This is a genomic window from Roseibium sp. ROS1 (genome assembly GCF_054658215.1).
Genome location: NZ_BAAGIG010000002.1, coordinates 549,000 through 569,584, shown reverse-complemented (window position 1 = coordinate 569,584; position 20,585 = coordinate 549,000). Strand labels below are relative to the sequence as shown.

At 55.6% G+C, this 20,585-nt stretch carries 17 protein-coding genes and 1 tRNA gene; 9 read left to right on the top strand and 9 right to left on the bottom strand.

The genetic code is table 11. The features are described 5' to 3' along the window. Positions 1–62: 62 nt before the first annotated feature. Entirely contained in the window at positions 63–1,343 is a 1,281-nt protein-coding gene (locus ACYQ6M_RS10810) for an O-acetylhomoserine aminocarboxypropyltransferase (protein ID WP_460073746.1), read from the top strand. A 177-nt stretch (positions 1,344–1,520) separates the two neighbouring features. Here the strand turns inward: ACYQ6M_RS10810 and ACYQ6M_RS10805 are convergent, their stop codons facing one another. Continuing rightward, positions 1,521–2,615, bottom strand: coding sequence for a COX15/CtaA family protein (locus ACYQ6M_RS10805; protein WP_075281493.1), 1,095 nt, complete (start codon positions 2,613–2,615; stop codon positions 1,521–1,523). A 150-nt stretch (positions 2,616–2,765) separates the two neighbouring features. Here ACYQ6M_RS10805 and ACYQ6M_RS10800 point away from each other — a divergent pair, with 150 nt between their 5' ends. Beyond that, positions 2,766–2,981 carry a DUF2842 domain-containing protein gene (locus ACYQ6M_RS10800; RefSeq protein WP_023003848.1) on the top strand — a complete coding sequence of 72 codons (216 nt, stop codon included), beginning with the start codon at positions 2,766–2,768 and terminating at the stop codon, positions 2,979–2,981. Here the strand turns inward: ACYQ6M_RS10800 and ACYQ6M_RS10795 are convergent. Further along, positions 2,941–4,035 carry a polysaccharide deacetylase family protein gene (locus tag ACYQ6M_RS10795; protein ID WP_460073743.1) on the bottom strand — a complete coding sequence of 365 codons (1,095 nt, stop codon included), beginning with the start codon at positions 4,033–4,035 and terminating at the stop codon, positions 2,941–2,943. The two genes, ACYQ6M_RS10800 and ACYQ6M_RS10795, sit on opposite strands and share 41 nt — an antisense overlap. 205 nt (positions 4,036–4,240) lie before the next feature. Here ACYQ6M_RS10795 and ACYQ6M_RS10790 point away from each other — a divergent pair, with 205 nt between their 5' ends. Continuing rightward, entirely contained in the window at positions 4,241–5,410 is a 1,170-nt protein-coding gene (locus ACYQ6M_RS10790) for a GNAT family N-acetyltransferase (protein WP_460073741.1), read from the top strand. Between the two features lie 33 nt (positions 5,411–5,443). On the opposite strand, the gene ACYQ6M_RS10785 is transcribed toward ACYQ6M_RS10790, so the two are convergent. Continuing rightward, a complete protein-coding gene (locus tag ACYQ6M_RS10785) occupies positions 5,444–7,924 on the bottom strand; it encodes a GumC family protein (RefSeq protein ID WP_460073739.1) in 2,481 nt (826 codons plus the stop codon). A gap of 197 nt (positions 7,925–8,121) precedes the next feature. Here ACYQ6M_RS10785 and ACYQ6M_RS10780 point away from each other — a divergent pair, with 197 nt between their 5' ends. The 6 genes from ACYQ6M_RS10780 to ACYQ6M_RS10755 all read left to right on the top strand — a co-directional run bounded on the left by ACYQ6M_RS10780 (position 8,122) and on the right by ACYQ6M_RS10755 (position 14,407). Next, positions 8,122–8,679 carry a polysaccharide biosynthesis/export family protein gene (locus tag ACYQ6M_RS10780; protein ID WP_023003844.1) on the top strand — a complete coding sequence of 186 codons (558 nt, stop codon included), beginning with the start codon at positions 8,122–8,124 and terminating at the stop codon, positions 8,677–8,679. Positions 8,680–8,785: 106 nt separating this feature from the next. Beyond that, positions 8,786–10,015, top strand: coding sequence for a glycosyltransferase (locus ACYQ6M_RS10775; RefSeq protein ID WP_460073737.1), 1,230 nt, complete (start codon positions 8,786–8,788; stop codon positions 10,013–10,015). After that, entirely contained in the window at positions 10,015–11,622 is a 1,608-nt protein-coding gene (locus ACYQ6M_RS10770; RefSeq protein WP_460073735.1) for an undecaprenyl-phosphate glucose phosphotransferase, read from the top strand. The genes ACYQ6M_RS10775 and ACYQ6M_RS10770 overlap by 1 nt, the downstream gene beginning before the upstream one ends. Then, positions 11,619–12,887, top strand: coding sequence for an O-antigen ligase family protein (locus ACYQ6M_RS10765; RefSeq protein ID WP_460073733.1), 1,269 nt, complete (start codon positions 11,619–11,621; stop codon positions 12,885–12,887). The genes ACYQ6M_RS10770 and ACYQ6M_RS10765 overlap by 4 nt, the downstream gene beginning before the upstream one ends. Before the next feature lie 79 nt (positions 12,888–12,966). Further along, a tRNA-Pro gene (locus tag ACYQ6M_RS10760) sits at positions 12,967–13,043 on the top strand. Positions 13,044–13,336: 293 nt separating this feature from the next. Continuing rightward, on the top strand, positions 13,337–14,407 hold the full coding sequence (locus tag ACYQ6M_RS10755) for a glycosyltransferase family protein (RefSeq protein WP_460073731.1): 1,071 nt from the start codon (positions 13,337–13,339) through the stop codon (positions 14,405–14,407). 4 nt (positions 14,408–14,411) lie between these two features. On the opposite strand, the gene ACYQ6M_RS10750 is transcribed toward ACYQ6M_RS10755, so the two are convergent. The 6 genes from ACYQ6M_RS10750 to rfbC form a co-directional block, all read right to left on the bottom strand. After that, entirely contained in the window at positions 14,412–15,059 is a 648-nt protein-coding gene (locus ACYQ6M_RS10750) for a hypothetical protein (RefSeq protein ID WP_460073729.1), read from the bottom strand. A gap of 73 nt (positions 15,060–15,132) precedes the next feature. Next, entirely contained in the window at positions 15,133–17,028 is a 1,896-nt protein-coding gene (locus tag ACYQ6M_RS10745; RefSeq protein WP_460073727.1) for a glycosyltransferase family 2 protein, read from the bottom strand. Between the two features lie 25 nt (positions 17,029–17,053). Continuing rightward, positions 17,054–17,932, bottom strand: a complete 879-nt coding sequence (rfbA, locus tag ACYQ6M_RS10740) for a glucose-1-phosphate thymidylyltransferase RfbA (protein ID WP_370199236.1) — start codon at positions 17,930–17,932, stop codon at positions 17,054–17,056. A gap of 37 nt (positions 17,933–17,969) precedes the next feature. Beyond that, a complete protein-coding gene (gene rfbD, locus ACYQ6M_RS10735) occupies positions 17,970–18,860 on the bottom strand; it encodes a dTDP-4-dehydrorhamnose reductase (protein WP_460073725.1) in 891 nt (296 codons plus the stop codon). Next, positions 18,857–19,939: a dTDP-glucose 4,6-dehydratase gene (gene rfbB / locus ACYQ6M_RS10730; RefSeq protein WP_460073723.1), complete on the bottom strand. Its 1,083-nt coding sequence runs from the start codon at positions 19,937–19,939 to the stop codon at positions 18,857–18,859. The genes rfbD and rfbB overlap by 4 nt, the downstream gene beginning before the upstream one ends. Continuing rightward, the gene (rfbC, locus tag ACYQ6M_RS10725) at positions 19,936–20,514 is read right to left on the bottom strand and encodes a dTDP-4-dehydrorhamnose 3,5-epimerase (protein ID WP_460073721.1); all 579 of its coding nucleotides are present in this window, start codon (positions 20,512–20,514) and stop codon (positions 19,936–19,938) included. Before rfbC ends, rfbB begins: the two co-directional genes overlap by 4 nt. Positions 20,515–20,585 lie beyond the last annotated feature (71 nt).

The window sequence follows — 20,585 nt, the reverse complement described above, 5'->3', positions numbered from 1 at the left end:
TTCTTTGACCTGCCCTGCTCCTTCGGTCAAACTGGCCGCCAATCCAACAGGGAGGTCTTTTAATGAGCGAAAATATTCCAGGTTTTTCCACTCTCGCGATTCACGCTGGCGCAGCGCCGGATCCTTCGACAGGCGCGCGGGCGACACCGATTTACCAGACGACCTCGTTCGTTTTCGACGATGTCGATCACGCCGCTTCCCTGTTCGGGCTGCAGGCCTTCGGCAACATTTACACACGCATCACCAATCCGACGACGGCTGTTCTGGAGGAGCGCGTTGCGGCGCTTGAAGGCGGTACCGCCGCACTTGCGACAGCTTCCGGTCATTCGGCTCAGCTTCTGTGCTTCCATACCTTGATGCAGCCCGGCGACAACATCGTGGCCGCAAACAAGCTCTATGGCGGTTCCATCAACCAGCTGAACCACTCCTTCAAGAGCTTCGGTTGGGGCGTGAAGTGGGCCGACCCTGCGGACATGTCGTCCTTCGAAGTGGCGATTGACGACCGCACACGCGCGATCTTCATCGAGAGCCTGGCCAATCCCGGAGGAATCGTTGTCGACATCGAGGCGATTGCGGCAATTGCAAAGGCAAAGGGTGTGCCGCTGGTGGTCGATAACACCATGGCAACGCCATACCTGTGCCGGCCGATCGAACACGGTGCTGATATCGTTCTGCACTCGCTGACCAAATTCATGGGCGGTCACGGCAATTCCATGGGTGGCATCATCGTCGACGGCGGCAGCTTTGACTGGTCTGCCAGCGGCAACTATCCGCTGCTGTCCCAGCCCCGGCCGGAATACCAGGGTATCGTCCTGCACGAGACCTTCGGCAACTTCGCCTTTGCGATTGCCTGCCGTGTGCTTGGTCTGCGCGACCTCGGACCGGCCATCTCGCCCTTCAACGCTTTCATGATCCTGACCGGCATCGAAACCCTGCCGCTGCGCATGCAGCGTCATTCGGACAATGCCAAGAAAGTCGCGCTTCACCTCGCTGCCCACGACAAGGTCAAATGGGTGTCCTACGCAGCCCTGCCGGAAGACAAGCACCACGCCCTGCAACAGAAGTACATGCCAAAGGGCGCTGGTGCCGTGTTCACCTTCGGCGTTGAAGGCGGTTATGACACAGGCGTCGCCCTGGTGAGCAAGGTGGAACTGTTCTCGCACCTGGCCAACATCGGTGACACGCGCAGTCTGATCATCCATCCCGCGTCCACAACACACCGCCAGCTTTCGGATGAACAGAAGACCGCGGCCGGCGCGGGCCCGGACGTGGTGCGTATTTCGGTCGGCCTGGAAGATGTCGATGACATCATCGCCGATCTCGATCAGGCCCTTTCCGGCTAAGAGGCACCAGCTGAACAAACAAAAAGCCCGCCGATTGGCGGGCTTTTTTGCCTGTACTCCCGTTCGGGCTCCGAGGCCGTAAGCGCAGCGGAAATCCTGGATCGGAGAGCAGCAGCGTTCGGAGCGAAGTGCTTCCACGCGGCAGCCCGTTTCCCCAACAGTTGCGATTTCCGGAACCTAGCTGCGAATGGCGAAAGGCCCTTTCAGCATGGCCACATAGTCAACCGCAGCCGCCAGGACGATAACCGCGAAGCCCTGATGCACCAGAGCGATGGACAGCGGCACGTGCCACAGCAACGTCAGAATGCCGAAGATCGCCTGCAACAACAGGAAGCCCCCAACATGGGCGCCTGCCCGGCGCAGCTCCTTGCGGCGGCTCACGCGGAAGGTACTCCAGGCCAGCGCCACACCGGTGAACACCAGCACATAGGCCGTCATGCGATGCTGAAATTGAACCGTCATCACGTTTTCAAAGAAATTCAGCCAGATAGGCTGGATGGCAAGCATGCCGCGCGGAATGAACTGGCCATCCATGAGTGGCCATGTATTGAAGGTCAAGCCGGCGTTCAGCCCGGCGACGAGACCTCCCAGGAACATCTGAACAAAGACAAGGAAAAGAACCAGTTTGCCCAGCCCTGCGAGCCGCTCCTGCTCCTGAATTTCGGGTTCGGGCAAGGGGCTCAGCCGCCGGGCAATCCAGAAAAGATAGGCAAAAATGAAGAGTGCGAGCGTCAGGTGTGTGGCCAGCCGGTACTGACTGACATCCACCCGGTCCACTAGACCAGATGCCACCATCCACCAGCCGACAAACCCCTGCAAACCGCCAAGTGCCAGGCCGACAAGCAATCTCGGCTTCAGCCAGGGCTCTATCCTGCCGGTTGCCCAGAACGCCACCATGGGAACAAAAAACGCAACACCAATGAAGCGCCCCAGCAGCCGGTGCGCCCATTCCCACCAGAAGATGAACTTGAACTCGTCAAGGCTCATGCCTTTGTTGATGAGCTGATATTCCGGAATCTGGCGATATTTCTCCAGCTCCTCTTCCCACTCCGCTTCGCTGAGCGGCGGAATGACGCCGTGGATGGGTTTCCACTCGGTGATTGACAGCCCGGATTCGGTCAGACGCGTCGCTCCGCCGACGACGACCATGGCCAGGATCAGCGCACAAACGAAGTAGAGCCACCATCGGATCAGGGCCCTGTTCTGTCGCAATCTCTGCAATTTGGCCGGAAGCATCTGTTCGTTCTTCACACCTTCTGCAATCGCAATCATGAGCCGCTTCCGGAAATTCTTATCGTGAGTTTGACCTTTGGCTTGCGGAGATATAGGTGCAGGAGCAAGACGGCAAGCGGTCCGGGACGTTTTGCGGCAAAAGGTCCCTCATCGCGCGGATTCACACACGGTCAACGGACACGCCCGACAATGGTTCCCTCGTTTCGCAAGTTTATCGGCATGGTGCTGCTGGTTGTTTTTGTGGTGGTCTACGCCCTCACCGCGATGGTGATCGGCGACCTGACATTGCAGCAGTCCTCGAACCTGGTCCGCTTCATCTACTTCGGTATCGCAGGTCTGGCCTGGGTCATCCCGGCAGGCGCGATTATCTGGTGGATGGAAAGAGGCGGGAAAAGCCGGACCTGACACCAAACCCGTTGGCAGCCCACCGGGCAACCCGGTAAAGCGCAAAGGGCGCCCCCGTCAGGTACTGGTCGACAACAGCCGGGTCTTGAAACCGGCCGTTCAGGGAGACGCGTGGCAGCATCATCGGGTCGCGCGCGTTGACGGATTGAAGCACACCGGGAAGCGTCGTCACAGACGAGGCAAATCCGATCTCCCGCAAGATATCCGCATCGCGCGGTGTAACCGCGTGTGATTTTCCATACGGATAGGCAAAGTGCTTCGGCCTGCGGCCGAGTTCTTTCTCCAGCCGCTCAAGGCCCCTGGTCACGTCTTCACAGGCGGCATCTGCGTTCAACCGCGCCATGGCAAAATGATCGTGGGTGTGGGCACCGATGGTAACCAGTGGATCGCCAGCCAGTTGGCGGGTCTCGTCCCACGTCATCATCTGCGCGTCCGCCAGGGCTTCCAGGTCGACGCCGTATCTTTCAGCAAGCGCCCGGATGATCTTGCGCTGATCACCTTCGCCGACCTCCAGTGTCAGATGATCGACGATCTTTTCGAAACACGCGTTTTTTTCTGCAAGTGTTCTGCACGGGATGCCGGCTGAATTGCCTGCCGCTGTGAAGACCACTTCATTGTTGTCTGCGATGATCTTCTCAAGGGCCAGCCACCACAGTTCGCTGGTCCGGTCGATCAGCCCGGTTGTGACGAACACGGTGAAAGGAGCTTCCAGTTCCTTCAAAATCGGATAGGCGACAGACAGATTGTCCCGGTACCCGTCATCGAAAGTCAGAACTGCATAACGGCGGTGCCCGTAACCCGACTTGAGCAGGTCGACGGCTTCATCCATCGATATGATTTCATAGCCGTTTGCCCTAATCCGCTCGACCGCAAGCTTCAGAAATTCGGGCGTGATTTCCAGGTGACGGTTCGGCTGGAAAGCATCGGAGCGGGCCGACCGGACATGGTGCATCATAAACACGGCACCACAGCCCTGGGTAAACGGTGCCAGCATACGGCCAAGCCCCGTTCCCTTAAGTACACTGAATGCGCGTGTTACCGTCTTGTGCCGCATGCCCATGTGGCCGAAATGCCCACCTTGCTAGAATGTGCCAGTTAGGCACGGTTTCTTTAACAATTATTGCTAAATCTATCGAGACTTAGCTTGATCTGCCAGCGCAACGTCCTGTCTTTCCTTCATGTTCGTTCAAAATGGTTTATCCGATTTTCAATAACCGTTTCAGCCTGTCTTTCACGCGCTCTGGTGCGAGGTGAGCACCGTGTCCTCAACAGACCTTGAATTGTCCATATTCACGAGGCTTAGCGAAGCACAGGCTGACTGGCAACAACTAAAGGATGTGCTGCACAGTAATCCATACCAGTCTCCTGGCTGGCTTTGCAGCTGGTTCGAGACAGTCGGCCAGAGCCTGAATTGCACGCCGGTGATCGTTGTCGGACGGTGTCGCGGTCAGGCGGTTTTTCTGCTGCCACTGCAACTTGAACGGTCTGCTGGAATCTCTGCGCTGACGTTTCTCGGTCACCAGAACGGCAACCAGAATACGGGCCTCTGGCACGCCGATTTCTACCGAGGTGCCACGGCAGACGAGATGAAAAGTTACCTGTCTGCCGTCTGCAAACAGGTCGGTGCTGATCTCCTCAAGCTTGAAAACGTTCCGGAGACCTGGCTAGGGCGAGTCCATCCGCTGGTTTTCAAAGGAGCAACGTCAAGCCCGAGCCCTGTTTTCGCCCGCGCTCTGCCCTCCGATTTCGGACAGTTGTTCAACGACACACACAGCAAGTCCTCACGCAAGAACCTGCTTCGCAAGGAACGACATCTTCAGGCAGCCGGTAATTACACGATTGCCAAAGCCACCTCCCCTGTCGACAGGCAACGTGGCTTTGATGCCTTTCTTGAACAACGCTCTGTCAGGGCAAGGGAAGCGGGCATTCCGAATGTTTTTTCGGCGCCCCCAGCGAAGTCGTTCCTGTCCAGCGTGGTTGGACTGGATGCAGCGGGCAGCGCGCAAGATCACGGCGCTCATCCCCTGGATCTCTGGTACCTGGAAGCGGGAGACCGGATCAGGGCCACCTATCTGTGCGCCCAGCATGGCAAGACGCTTTATGCCTACAGCAACAGCGTTGCTCATGACGACATGCTGCCCAACAGTCCAGGGCTGGTCCTGATCAAGGAAATCATCGAACGGGCGTGCGGTGATCCGACCATCGACACACTGGACCTCGGCCTAGGCGAGGAACGCTACAAGACCACGTGGGCAGAACCAGTGCCTTTGAAGGACAGCCTTTTGGCGATGACCTGGAAAGGGGCTCTTCGCATGCGTCTGGAAGCCGCAAGGCTGAAAGCCAAAACCCACGTCCGCAATTCATCGATCCTGTGGCCGCTGATCCGGCGTTTGCGCAAGATGAAAGCTGGTTTTTCCGGCAACAGTTAGACAGTTGGCGACCAACTGTCGCCAACATCTTCCTCAGGCGGCGTGCCCGTCGCCGTTTCTGCGCGGCCCCGGTCCAGTTCCACCAGAAATCACGACTTCGACCTTCGCGCCTGTGTTATGTGCCAGAAGATTGGCTGCACTTTGCAGTTCGTGGCCGTGGTCTGGCGCCGATGCTGCAATCAATACCCTGTCCGCGAAACTCAACATACGGGCACTCGCCAGCGACCCATCGATGGCGCCAAGATCGACAACCACAGTTTCATAGGTCGACTTGATTGCCTCAAGAGCCAGCTTGAAACGTTCCGAGTTCACCATTTCGTCCGTGATCTCAACCCGCCCGGCCTCAATGATATGCGCCTTTGATCCGGCATCGCGATAGACCACCTTGGCGAAAGGCGCCGTTCCGGCGACGATGTCGGAGAACCCTTCGGCCCCCTTCAGGTTGGTCTGATCGGGAAAGACTTCCATGATGAGAGAAGACTTGCCACGTCCGGCCGCCTTCCGGATCAGGTCGAAAGCGAGCTCGTGAGACAGGGCCTCATCATCGACGCTGAGAACGACAACGCGTCCCGCCGCTTCGACATCGTCCGCGTGCGTTGTCTTGAGCTGCTCTTCCCGCTTTGCTTGCCTGCTTGTCTTGCTGGTTGAAACCACAGGAACAGGAGCGACTTCCGCGCCTGGAACCTCTGCTTCGGTTTCCTTCGAACCTCGCATGTCCCCCACCCAGTCCGGGCTGACATCGTGATCGTAGCCGGTCTTCATTTTGCGACCACGAAGCTTGCCGGACAGGATCCCGATGCGTCCCTTTGGCCGCTGTGTCTTTTCCGAGGCCTGGGATTGCGGTTGGGGTTGTGGTTCCGGGGGCTGCTCAGGAACCGTTTCTTCGGTAGGTTCATCAATGCTAGCGGCTGTTTCAGGGACGCTTGGTTCCGTGTCGCGAAGCGTGTCGGCTTTGCTCCACTCGCCGGGATCGATCCTGTAGCTGGCAACGGTCTGACCGTAGCCGCCGCCCCAGCCTGGGTTTTCAGCCCGCACGGTATCCTGAGGACCTGATTGCGGCCGCTCATCCATGCGCGGTGCAACGCGCTGCCCTTCGGACGAACCATCCTGCATCCGGTACAGCGCATTGCCGTTCAGAAATTCGCGCATGAGCACAAAGGCACATCCGAGAATAAAGGTGACAAGCGCAGCAATGATGGTGCTGGCAATGATTTTGGGCGAATCCGGTTCTACCGGCACGCTGGCACGGGAGATGATCCTGGCATCGGCAGGCAGAACCTGTGCACGCAAGCGGGAATCAGCTTCCTGGAAACTCAGCAGAAGCTGGTCAAGTTGCGCCGCCTTGGCATTGGCTTCGCGCTCCAGTTCCGCGAGCCTTGCCTGATCGGCGTTGGATTTTGCCGCTGCCGTCTTCAGCTCCTCAAGGCGTGCCCCAAGTGCTTTTGCGCGCTGGTCTTGCACTTTCGCATCGTTTTCCAGTCCCTGCAGGATCTTGCGTGCTTCCGATCGGATTTGCCGGTCGTAATCACCAAGCTGAGATTGAAGCGCTTTCAGTTGCGGGTGGTTGGGCAACAGTGTGATTGAGAGTTCGGCAATATTGGACTGAATTTCGACCTGACGCTCCCGCAGACGCTGAATGAGTGCCGAATTCAGCACATCGCTGGCAGTCTCGAGAGAACCGCCAGAATTCAGCAACTCGCGAATGAGGTCGGCTTTGGCCTGCGCCTCGGCCTTGGAGGACTGGGCGTCGGAGTAAGCGGTACTCGTTTCGGCGAGTTGCTGCTGATTGAGCGGGATATTGTCAGCGCCGATCAAAAGGTCGGCCCGGGCGCGAAAATCCGACACCGCCTGCCGGGCTGCCTGAACTTCCCGGCGCAATTCGACAATCTGAGGCTCCAGCGCAGCGGAGGCCTGCTCGGTCGTCTGCCGTTTTGCGCTGGATTGAACCGACAGATACTCATCAACAATCGTATTGGCGACCTTGGCCGCCAGAACCGGATTTTCGGCGGTGTAGTCCACCGCAATCACGCGGGATCCTTCCAGCCGGTAGATTTCCAGGTTCTCGTAATAATGCTTGAGGACCCGCTCTTCCTCGCTATTGCCTTCGGTCTCGTTTCCGAACCCGACCAGAGACAGCAGGAGGTTGACGAGGCTTCCATCGTCATTGGCATCGAATTCCGGGATCGCAGCAAGGTTGAGCTTGTTCGCGACACGACGTGCCAGATCAGCGGACTTGAGCAGTTGAACCTGGCTGACAACACCTTCACTGTCGAGCAGGGCTCGCTCTTCTTCCTGCCCTCGCGATGCACCGGGCAGATTGTCCGTGCTCTCGATGATAAGGCGCGCTTCGCCCTTGTATTTGGGCGCTACGAACTGGAGCCCCAGAAAGACGACAACGGTGACGAAGAGTGTGAGTGGAACAAGCCAGCCCAGGGATCGCCCGATCGTCCGCAACAGACCACCCAGATCCAGCGCCATATCGTCTTCGGAATGTGTCTGCCGCTCAGCATTCATCTTTTGAAACTCCAAGATACCGGCAAACTATGTCGAATTATGGTAAGCGTTCGGTTAAGCTGGTTACAGTCTCCGGGGACGCCCTGTTAATTAATGCATGCGCAAATTTGACAGGGTGCCGGACAGGTCTTTTTTCCTCTTCACCCTCAATTAACCATAAAGCGCGATCCTGTCTCCGAATTGTAGGAGAGTCGTTGATGCGAACGAGAGCGCTTGTTGTCCTGGGCTTGTGCCTGGGCCTTGCTGCATGCAGCGGGTACAGACAGCCGCCGACAGCGTTTCACGAAACACTGACCCAGCCTTATCGCTTGGACTCAAGCGATAAGCTGCGCATTATCGTGTTCGGCCAGGATGACCTGTCCAATACTTATGTCGTTGATCAAGCAGGATATATTTCCTTCCCGCTGGTCGGCAGCGTCGCTGCGCGCGGCAAGACCCAGCAAGGCCTGGCATCCGAAATTTCGGCCAAGCTGCGTCAAGGCTATATCCGCGATCCGGACGTCTCGGTGGAGGTCGATACCTATCGCCCGATCTTCGTCATGGGTGAGGTGCAAAATGCAGGCCAATATAATTACGTTGCCGGCATGACCGTTCAAAACGCCATCGCAACAGCAGGTGGTTTCAGTTCACGGGCGCTGCAGTCAGATGTGGATATCACCCGACAGCTCAACGGTGAAATTCTAAACGGCCGTGTGCCCATTTCGGACCCGGTGCGTCCTGGTGATACAATTTACGTCCGTGAGCGTTATTTTTAGGGTCCCGCCAAGTTAACTGTGGACTCACCTCCCTTTGTTAGGGTGCAGTTTCAGTGCCCCACAGGTTCGACAAGAAACCTGGGGGTAGCAACAGGGATACTGCATCATGACAACGACCCCCATGCGGATCGTGCATTGCGTGCGCTCGCCCATTGGCGGCATTTTCCGCCATATCCGGGATCTGGCCATCTGCCAGTCGGAAGCGGGACACGATGTCGGCCTCGTATGTGACAGCAACACGGGCAGTGCTTTCGACAATCGGCTTCTTGAAGAGCTGAAGCCGAGGCTAGCTCTTGGTATTGCACGCTTTCCCATGCAACGTCAGCTGACCGTACAGGATCTGAAGGCAACTGTTTCCCTTTACAAGCACATCCGGGACCTGAAACCCGACATCCTGCATGGACACGGGGCAAAAGGTGGCGCCTATGCGCGCCTGATCGGCAGCGTTCTGCGCCTGCGCGGCCAGAAAGCCGCCCGTGTCTATTGCCCTCATGGCGGCAGCCTGCACTATGATCCCAATCGCTTCGAAGGCCGGGTTTACCACACGCTGGAACGGCTTCTTGGCCGCCTGACCGACGGGCTGATCTTTGTGTCCGACTATGAAGCCGCAGCCTACGAAAGCAAGGTCGGTCACACGAAAGCACGTTCGCGCATTGTCTACAACGGGCTGACACCAGACGAATTCACACCCGTTCCGGTGGATGAAGCAGCCGCCGATTTCCTTTATATCGGAATGTTGCGAGACCTGAAGGGACCAGACCTTTTCATTGAAGCGCTTTACAACATTCGCCTCAAGAACGGCACCGCGCCCAAGGCTCACATCGTTGGTGAAGGCCCGGACGAAGAGCGGTATCGGAACATGGTGAGGAAGCTGGGGCTCGACGGCGCAATCACGTTCCATGGCGCCCTTCCCGCTCGTGAAGCTTTCAAGCTTGCCAGGAACGTCGTTGTTCCCTCACGCGCCGAAGCCATGCCCTATATCATCCTGGAGACCTTGGCAGCAGAACGTCCGCTGATTGCAACACGCGTCGGCGGCATTCCGGAAATATTTGGCCGCTATGCCAATCGGCTGGTGGAACCAGGCCATATCGGCAAACTGACCACGGCCATGGAAGAAGCACTTGCAGATCCCGCCAAGATGGCTCAGCAGGCAAAAAACCTGCGCAGCTGCCTTGCAGAGACTTTCTCGGTCGACCTCATGAACGACAGAATCACCACCCTCTACCAGGAAATCCAGGGCATCGCCCCGACCGATAGCTCGACACCGGCCCAAGCTGATAGTGTTTCAGCCGTGCCGCGTGCGCAGACTGTTCTTGCCAGATCGAGCAACCGATAATGAATACCCCAGTTTTCAAACCCTCTGATGCGGTCGAACCGAAGCCTGTTGCGGGCGGGACATCCGCTTTGGGGCACAGATTGGAAAAGCATTTCAGACATACCGTTCATGGCGCGACGGGCAAAAGCAACGTCGAGGTTCTGTCCGCCGCCAACACCAGCCTTTCGGCCGATGCCTTTGAAATTGCTCAAGGCTTAGGTGGCAAGGGCGTTTCCGTTACCGTTCTCACCGGCATGGTGCGTCTGACGGATGTACTTCTGATCGCTGGCACCGCCCTGTTCGCAGTCTTTACCAGTCCCGAAGCGGCTGGTTTCGGACTTGGCAACCTGTTTGTCACTGGCGCCGCCATCCTGTTTGCGCTCGCCTTTTTCCAGGCCGCAGACGTCTATCAGGTTCCGGTCATGCGCCAGGGGCTGTCGCAGATCGGACGCGTTGCCGCCGGCTGGACGCTCGTGTTCGCCATGTTCGCACTTCTGCGGACTACAACAGGCATCGGCACGGAACTGTCAGATGCCTGGATCGGCGCCTGGTTCGCGGTAAGCCTGACCGGCCTTTGCCTGTCACGCTTCATTGTCTATCGGCTGGTGCGTCACTGGATGAAGTCCGGTCGCCTGGAACGGCGCGCGATCATCGTCGGCGGCGGCACGGCCGCCCAGGAACTGATCCACGACCTGGAAGCCCAACCGGACAACGACATCCGCATTTGCGGTATTTTCGATGACCGGAACAACGAACGTTCGCCGCCAGTGGTGGCCGGCTATCCGAAGCTCGGCAACATCAGCGCGCTGGTCGAATTCGCCCGTCTGGCACGCATCGACATGCTCATTGTGTGCATTCCCTTGCGCGCAGAGCAAAGGGTGCTGGAGCTTTTGAAAAAACTCTGGGTTCTGCCGGTCGACATCCGGCTTTCTGCCCACACCGACAAGGTTCGCTTTCGTAACCGCGGATCGAGCTTCATCGGTACGGTTCCATTTGTCGACGTGGTCGAAAAGCCGATAGCCAATTGGGACATGGTGGCCAAGCGGATCTTCGACCTTGTCTTCGCTTCGCTCGCCATCATCACGCTGCTGCCGGTCATGATCGCCGCTGCCATCGCCGTGAAGCTGGACAGCAAGGGGCCGATCCTGTTCAGGCAGAAACGCTACGGCTTCAACAACGAGATCATCGAAGTTCTGAAATTCCGGTCCATGTACACGGAAATGGCCGATCCGGACGCCAAGAAGGTGGTGACCAAGGGCGATCCCCGCGTGACCAGGGTCGGTCGCTTCATTCGCAAGACTTCGATCGATGAATTACCGCAGCTTTTCAACGTTCTCGGCGGCAGCTTGTCGCTCGTCGGACCTCGCCCGCATGCTGTCAACGCCCATACCAACAACAAGACCTGGGACGACGTCGTTGACGGTTACTTCGCGCGGCACAAGGTCAAGCCGGGCGTGACCGGCTATGCGCAGATCAACGGCTGGCGCGGTGAAGTCGATACACCGGAAAAGATCCAGAAGCGCGTGGAGTGCGATGTCTACTACATCGAGAACTGGTCGATCCTGTTCGACCTGAAAATCCTGATCCAGACGCCCTTCCGGTTGCTCAATACGGAGAACGCCTATTGAGCCTTGCGACCGACCATTTTGGCGGCACGCCTCATGCACGCGCGCCTGTCGGTCTTCAGGCCAGAAGCCTGGGCAACGGCGCACTGTGGCTTGCAGCCTTTCTGTCCGGGTTCGTAATCGAGGAGCCTGCACCTTACGAACTCTACATGGCACTGCTTTCGGTCGTCTGGCTTGCCTGCGGCCTGAAACTTCGTCGTGAATTCGGTCCGCTGATCATCTGCCTGATGCTTTACATTGCAGGCGGCGTCGCCTCCATTCCCATGGCCAAGGAGATGGGCGATGCCATCATGTACATCGCCGTTTCCGGCTTTCTGGCAATCACTGCAATCTTCTATGCTGCGATTATCGCGGAAGACCCCGGCAGGTTCAGGGTCATCCAGAGCGGCTATATCGCCAGCGCCGTGCTTGTGGCTGCCATAGGCGTTGCCGGTTACTTTCAGCTTTTCCCCGGCGCATCCTATTTCACGCTCTACGATCGAGCCCGCGGCACTTTCCAGGACCCCAACGTGTTCGGTCCGTTCCTTGTGCTGCCGACGGTGCTTCTGATCCAGAAGCTGCTCCGGCAATCGGTGCTGCGTAACCTGCACCTTTTGGTGCCGCTTGCCGTCCTGCTGCTCGGTGTCTTCCTGAGTTTTTCACGCGGTGCCTGGGGTGTGCTGTCGGCATCGGTGCTGCTCGTCTATTTCCTGGCGCTCGTCACCGAAAAGGCCGCTGCCCGCCGGGCGCGCCTGGTGTTTCTCGGCGTAATCGGCATTCTTGCGGTCTTCGCACTGATCGGTGCGGCACTTTCGGTCGATACGGTCGCCGACATGTTCGCAGAACGGGCAAAGCTCGTACAATCCTACGACGGCGCCCGCCTTGGCCGTTTCGCCCGCTACTCGCTCGGCTTTCAGCTGGTGATGGAACACCCGCTCGGGCTCGGCCCGCTGGAGTTCAACAAGTATTTCCCGGAAGACGAACACAACGTCTATCTGAAAGGCTACACGACCTACGGCTGGCTCGGCGGCTCGATCTACATTCTGATGGCGCTATGGACGTTCTGCGCACTGGTGCCGCTCCTGTTCAAAGCCCGCCCGTGGACCGCCTTCACCCAGTCCGTCTTCGCGGTGTTTACCGCGCATCTTATCCTGTCGGTGATCATCGACACCGACCACTGGCGGCACATGTATATGCTGTACGGCCTGGCCTGGGGCCTGATTGCCGCTGAAAAGCTCGGCCATGGCCGCCCTGCACGACCGGTTCCCGCCTTCCCCTACCGCAAGTAACAGATGTCTGGAAAAGCCTCCAAAGAAGCGCAACAACCTGCTTGCGCTTGGCATGCGAACAAGCTAGGTAGGGTCCGTTCGGGCAGTAGCGCAGCCTGGTAGCGCACTTCACTGGGGGTGAAGGGGTCGTCGGTTCAAATCCGGCCTGCCCGACCAACACAAACTTTCCCAAATATTTTGCAGATTTTGAACCAGTATGCGGCTGGAACTCCATCCAGCGCCGCATAGCGTTTACCGTTCAGCATTCCAACGTTTCACCCAGAAGTATCACAGTCTGCCATTTTCGCTTCCCGCAGTTGCTTGCCGTCGGATGCACGCTATGCGTAAACTTACCTACCGTGACAACGTATGGCAGCTTGCGGCCACAGCACGGAACTGGCACCTGATTATGCTGTATTCCGAGCAATCATAGCTACCAGTTTGTATTCGAATACTCCGAGTATTTTTTTATGAGAATAGCGACAAAATTTTCGAGAAAGTCGTCTGATGATTTTTACTATTGCTACAGCGTCCTCGCGCGTAATCTGTGTTCTTCGTTCAAAACCATTCCAACGACAGACATTTATTTCCTGAACTCCAACCGCGAGCGGAGCTTGCAGCGCGAAGGTGTCAATTCGTTTTCCACCCGCGATGCCGTTGTTGTCTGCCGTCGTGATCATCCGGGCGTCGTTGAGCGGCTTTTGAGTGAAAAGACAAAACGGCTCTATTACGTGATCGATGACAATTTATGGGCAGCAGACAACGATCTGTCGCTGCCTGAACTTTACCGGCAACGTTTGCTGAGCCTTCGCAATGGACAGCACAACAAGCTGGCAACTGCAGCCGACACGATTGTTGTCCCTTCGCCTGCCTTGTTAGAGGTCTACGAGCAACAAGGATTTCAGGTCAAAATGCTCGATCCGTTTTGGTCAGAAGCACTTTCGAAGGACTGGTGTTTTCAAGACCTGCCGGCAGATGCACCGCTCAGGATCGGCTACCTGGGAACTGCCAGCCACGCCGTCGATCGAAAATTCGTTCTCGAGGTATTTGAAAACCTGTTGGCGACAGGCGCAAATGTCGAACTGACAATCGTTGGAGATCACGATGTACCGCCGCAGCTTTCAACGCACCCCAAGCTACGGGTTTTGAGGCACCTCGACTGGTATTTCTATCGCAAGCGCCTTTTCAAACACAGGTTTGACGTTCTTCTCTACCCGGTAATACCTTCCAGCTTCAACGATGCCCGATCCGCGAACAAGCTGGCAGAACATGCCGTTTGTGGAGGCGTAGGTGTGTACAGCGACAGCTGGGCCTATGCTGACTTCGTTCGTGTCAACCGCGTGGGCCTGGTCTGGAAAAACAGCGTTCGAACCTGGGTGGACAACCTGCTGTCGCTGTCGATTGAACGGAACTTTCAGGATCTCGTCGGATCGCTCACACCCGTTCATGAGCGCAATGAAATTGCCGGAAGAGAACAAAAAGCCTTCTGGTCGGCGTGTTTGGAAGCTCCTCGAGATTCATGTTCTCGAATACCAAAATGAGCGATTACTTGGATATCTCTTTTGCAATACTCTTGTAACCAGGCGCTGCTATTTCTTTAGCCAATTCCGACCTATGTTCGTCTGATAAATTTATCCCAATTTCTTCAAGCCAAGTTGCGAACCGTTCTGACTGTGCTTTCATCCTCTCGAAAGACAACAGATAAACAGGTTGTTCGATCTGATCGAGAACTTTGGCCATTGCGAAATAAAAATGAAATGCGTGTTGGATACCCATCTGCAGATCCGACTTATTAAGACCATGGACTGGACTCCTGGACATAATCGTCGAAGCCACATCCAACGGATTGCGTATAACGTAAAGCAATATTGAATTTGGATATTGCGATGTAAGATACGTTAAATGAAAAGAAAAATTTGGAAGCTTGATACCAACAACATCTTCCTCAACAAGCAATCCATCTATCGCGGCTTTGATTTTGTCCTCAGTAAGATCAGGTATCATCAAATTTGGAAGTTCATGATTGTTAACATCAACATCCCCAAAGTAAATGTTAGCTCTCCGCAATGCATAAGCTAGTGCAGAGGTTCCTCCACGACTTGCTCCAGAAATAAGATACACTTTTTTCTTGCCCGATGAAAACTTCTTCATCTTCTCATCGTTTATTGAAACACCAAGGTCAAATAGCTTCATATACTACCACCTACAAATCCATCCATATAACACCTATCAACGAACATATAAAAATTAAAGCCCTCAAAATACTTCAACTTACATTATACTGGAAGTAAGCGTTATGATGCGAGAAGTTTTCGTTATAATAAGGGTCGCGTTGCATGACCTCACCCCAGCGCTGCCTCATGGTCATAGACTCATGCTCGAACCTTGCCATTTTCTCCGGCGAAGTATCTTGGCCACGCGAGACAGACTCATGATGAAATAATTGGGCATATGGAGTGTATACATTCTTCAACCCAAGATCTCTTGACAGCCTTAAGCAAAAATCAACATCGTTATACGCAACCTTTAGATCTTTATCGTCCAAACCTCCACATTTTAGGTATTTATCCTTTTCAACAACCATGCAAGCGGCAGTAACAGCAAGAAAATATTGCGGAAGCTGCAACCTGTGCTGGTAGCCGATATCGCCGCCTTGATAGAATTGAAAAGCGTGATTTGCGATACCTCCCACACCCACGATCACACCAGCATGTTGAACCAAACCGTTGGCATATAGGAGTTTCGCCCCAACAGCCCCGATATGAGGCAGTACCGCATAGGACACCATCTCCCGAAGCCATTCAGAAGAAATAACTTGAGTGTCATTGTTCAAGAGCACAACAACTGAACCTGAAGCATGCTCAACGGCAAAATTATTCATGGCTGAATAATTAAATTCACCAGAATATGGCAATACAGTTACAGGGTGTTTTTCTGTTATTTCAGCCAGATATTCTTTTAACTCCACTTCCACACTGTCATTGTCCACGATGACAACGTCAAAACTTGGATAGTCTGTTTTATCAAACAGACTAAAGACACAGGCCTTTACAAATTCTGTGCAGTCACGGGTTGGAATAATGATGGTTACGTGCGGAACCGGGCTTGGGAGCTCCCTAACGATCCTGTTGCACCCTGAAGGGCCATTCGTTACCGACACCGGCGCGTCCGGGTAATTGTCTTTAAAGTATTCACGCACGGCGCGCTGACGCGCTTCTATGGCTTGCTGCATCCAGCGATCGGAAAAAGATCCCGAACCGGAGAAGCATCGCCAATGGTAGAGAATTTTCGGAATATGACGAATATTTTTCTCGTCAATCCGAGCAACCACCCGGAGTGCTAGATCATGATCCTGACTTCCCTCGAAACCTGGTCGAAACCCTCCGACATCCCTGACGATTGAAGCCCTGTATACGCTGAGGTGATTGATGTAGTTCTGGGTTAGAAAAAGTTCCAGATTCCAGTCCGGTTTGAAGTGTGGATCGGTAAGCCAGCCCTCCTTCCGAATTTTATCTTCATCCGAGTAGATGAAATCTACCTCAGGATATTGCAGAATTTCTCTGGCAACATAATAAAGGGCATGAACTGGTAGCAGGTCATCGTGGTCCATAAACGCAATGTAAGGACCGGTCGCAATATCTATGGCAGAGTTTGAAGCTCTGCAGATATGTCCGTTTTCGCTCCGATAAACGACCTTGATGCGCCCATCACTTACTTCAAATTCCTTGAGAGCCTCTTGAACGGCTGGATCCGTTGAGCAGTCGTCAGCAATGCACAACTCCCAATGCGGATATATCTGCTTCTTCACGGATTGGATGGCATCTCGCAGCTGAGCCAGATCTGTATTATAGACCGGCATTGCAATTGAGATTACTGGAGGATTATGCCAACCGGCAACTTCCTGCAGCATCTCTTCTCGTTCTGATATAGACGGGTTTGCTTGTGCAAAGCAGATATGTGGTCCGACACGAAGATTCTTGCCTTGAATACTTGTGGCGCTGAAAACCAGTCGGAATCGGTTTCGGGAACGCTGCCTTTTACCAACGACGTACCACCAGCAAGCAGCTACAAATATTCGTGGCGAGAGAAAAGCTTCATATATCCTTCGACAGTATTTATTATCCTGTAAATCAAACAGATTATTATTAGACAAGATTTTCAATTTTCCTCCGAACGGAAATATTTATTTACACGCTATAGTGCCCAGAGACTATTTTTCCCAAGTATTTCCCATATCCGCTGCTGGAATATTCTTCGCTGAGCCGTTCCAGATCATTCACAGTAATCCAACCGTTCTTGAACGCAATTTCTTCCGGAACGGCGATGCGGTGGCCCTGTCTTTTCTCGATGGCCTGCACGAAGGTTGCGGACTCTATGAGACTGTCGTGTGTCCCCATGTCGAACCAGGCAAATCCCCGCCCCAGCTGTTCAACATGCAGGTCTCCGCGCTCAAGATACCGGGCGTTCACATCCGTGATTTCAAGTTCACCGCGCGCACTCGGACGGATATCCGAGGCGATAGCGGCGACGTCCTTGTCGTAGAAGTAAAGCCCTGTCACCGCCCAGGAAGACCGGGGCGATTTCGGCTTTTCTTCCACTGAAGCGGGCTTCCCCGACGCGTCGAACGAGATGACACCATATCGTTCCGGCTCCGCCACCTCGTATCCGAGCAGGGTCGCTCCGGACTTGCGCGCTGAAGCTCTCGCAAGAATTTCCGTCAGACCATGTCCGTAATAAAGGTTGTCTCCCAGGATCAGCGCACATTCCTGTCCAGCAAGGAACTCCTCTCCGATCAGGAACGCCTGCGCGATGCCGGCCGGTTCAGGTTGAACTGCATAGCTGATATTGATGCCCCATCGCGCGCCGTCTTCCAGAAGGCTCTGAAAAGCCATGGCATCGCGTGGTGTTGTGATGATCAGGAGATCTCTTATCCCGGCAAGCATCAGGACACTCAACGGATAGTAGATCATCGGCTTGTCGTAGACAGGCAGCAATTGCTTGGAAATACACCTTGTTACCGGGAAGAGACGCGTTCCGCTTCCGCCCGCCAGCACGATGCCTTTCATTGTCCAACTCCAATTCCAATTGCTTGCCCGCAAGATATCAGGCGTTTAGATACAGGCGGTCAAGCATGTCGGACAGTGCCACTGGCCAGTCCCTGGCGGAAAGGTCATGGACACGTGACAGTTTAGAGCAGTCAAGCGCCGAGTTCGCCGGCCGATTTGCAAGCGTTGGAAATTCCGACGCCGGAATGCCAATCAGCTCCGGCTGTTTGCGTAATCGTTCCCCGGCCAGTTCGAATATCTTGGATGCAAACCCATGCCAGCTCACTTGCCCCTGTCCGGCACAATGAAATGTTCCGTATCCACCCTTCGGAAAATTGCCTTTCAGGACCTGCACGGATAGCTGCAATGCGATTTCAGCCAGGTCGGCGGCATATGTCGGGCATCCTGTCTGGTCAGTGACCACCCGAATTACATCCTTCTCCCGTGCGAGCCTCAGCATCGTCCGAACAAAGTTCGCACCTTGCACGCCGTATACCCAGGATGTGCGCAGGATCAGGTGACGTTCTGAGACTGTGCGGACGGCAGCCTCCCCGGCCTCCTTGCTTTCGCCATATACGCCTAACGGGCCGACTGTATCTTCTTCCACATAAGGCTGCGGCTTTGCCCCGTCGAACACGTAGTCCGTGGAGAAATGCATCAAGACGGCACCCCGCCGTTCGGCCACTTCCGCAAGATTGCGCGCTCCGTCGCGGTTGACCGCAAAGGCGGCCCGCCGGTCGGTCTCGGCACGGTCAACGGCAGTGTATGCAGCCGCATTGATGATCAGGTCGGGCGCCAAGTTCTGGACGACATCCGCCACGGTTCCGCGATCGGTTATGTCGAGTGTCGATCTGTCGAGAGCCACGACATCAAGAGCCAGCACCCGGGCTTGCCGAATGACTTCATAACCGAGTTGACCGTTCGCTCCCGTAAGCAGAACACGGGTCATGGAACACCGACAGATGCACTTGAAACACCATTTGCACCCAGTCCCAGCCTGTCGCCTCTATATTGACCGCTACGGATTGCCTCCCACCAGCTGCGATTGGCAAGGTACCAGTCCAACGTCTGGCGCAACCCGCTTTCGAATGAATGACTGGGTCGCCAGTCGAGTTCGGCAGCGATCCGCGAAATGTCCATCGCATAGCGCGCATCGTGGCCAGGACGGTCTGTCACGAACGCGATCAATTCTCGGCGGGGTTTTCCTCCTGGCGCCGTTTCGTCCAGCAGATCGCAGATCAGATGGACTACATCGATGTTTCGACGCTCTGCGTCACCGCCAATGTTGTAAACTCGGCCCGGTGTGCCGCGCGTCAAGACCAGCCACAACGCATCCGCATGATCTTCGACATGTAGCCAGTCACGGATATTTGCTCCCGCGCCATAGACCGGCAGAGGCTTTTCCTCCAGGCCGTTCAGGATCATCAACGGGATCAGTTTTTCCGGAAACTGGTAAGGCCCGTAATTGTTGGAACAATTGGAGGTGACCACCGGCAACCCATACGTATGGTGCCAAGCCCTGACCAAGTGATCCGACGCCGCCTTTGATGCGGAATAAGGAGAATTCGGCGCGTATGCGGTCGTTTCCTTGAAGGCCCCTGTCGGACCGAGACTGCCATAGACTTCATCGGTGGACACATGATGAAAGCGAAAGGCTTCCTTTCGAGACACTGGCAAGCTGGACCAATACCCCCTCACCGCCTCCAGCAAGGTGTAGGTGCCCACGATATTTGTATCGATAAAGGCAGCCGGGCCATCAATCGACCGGTCGACGTGACTTTCAGCCGCCAGATGCATGACAGCGTCGGGTGCCTCTGCCTCCAGCAGACTGGCCATTGCCTCCGCGTCCCGGATGTCTGCCTGCACGAACCGGTGGCGGCGTTCTTCCATGACCGGCGCCAGTGACGCCAGGTTACCGGCATATGTCAGGGCATCCACGGTGACGACTTCTGCCAGGCCTTGCGACACCAGCTTTCGCACGACCGCCGAACCGATAAAGCCGGCGCCCCCCGTGACAAGAACCTTCATCGTTCACTGGCCTCCGGGTACGTGAAACAGCTGGCAGCATCGGCAAGGCGTGGGAGTTTCTGATCCTTTTGCGACAGGATGGCATTGGCTTCAGATATTCGCCAATCAATGTCCAGATCGGGATCGTTCCACACGATGCCCCGGTCATGCTCCGGAGCATAATAATGCGAGACCTTGTAGAGAACCTCCGTGTGCGCCTCCAGGGTCACCAGCCCGTGGGCAAATCCTATCGGAACCAGGATCTGATCGCCGTTTTCCGCGGAGATAACGGACGAGACGTGTTTGCCGTAAGTCGGAGACCCTTGCCGCAGATCCACAGCGATATCCAATATCGCTCCGCGCACGACACGCACCAGCTTGTCCTGCGCGAACGGCGGCGTCTGGTAATGCAGACCGCGGACCGTTCCCTTTTCCGCAGAGTAGGCATGATTGTCCTGGACGAAATCGATGTCTATTCCGGCGTCGGAAAGAAGCGCTTTGTTGTAGGTTTCGGAGAAGAAACCACGGCTGTCACCATGCCTCTTCGGCCGGAGAATCTTGACCTCGGGAATGTCCAGTTCAATTACTTCGAGCATGAGTCCGTTTCGGGTCTCGCGGTCACGTTTCGTGGCAAGCCCCGCTTCAAGGCAGGTCTTGCCGCGAATCT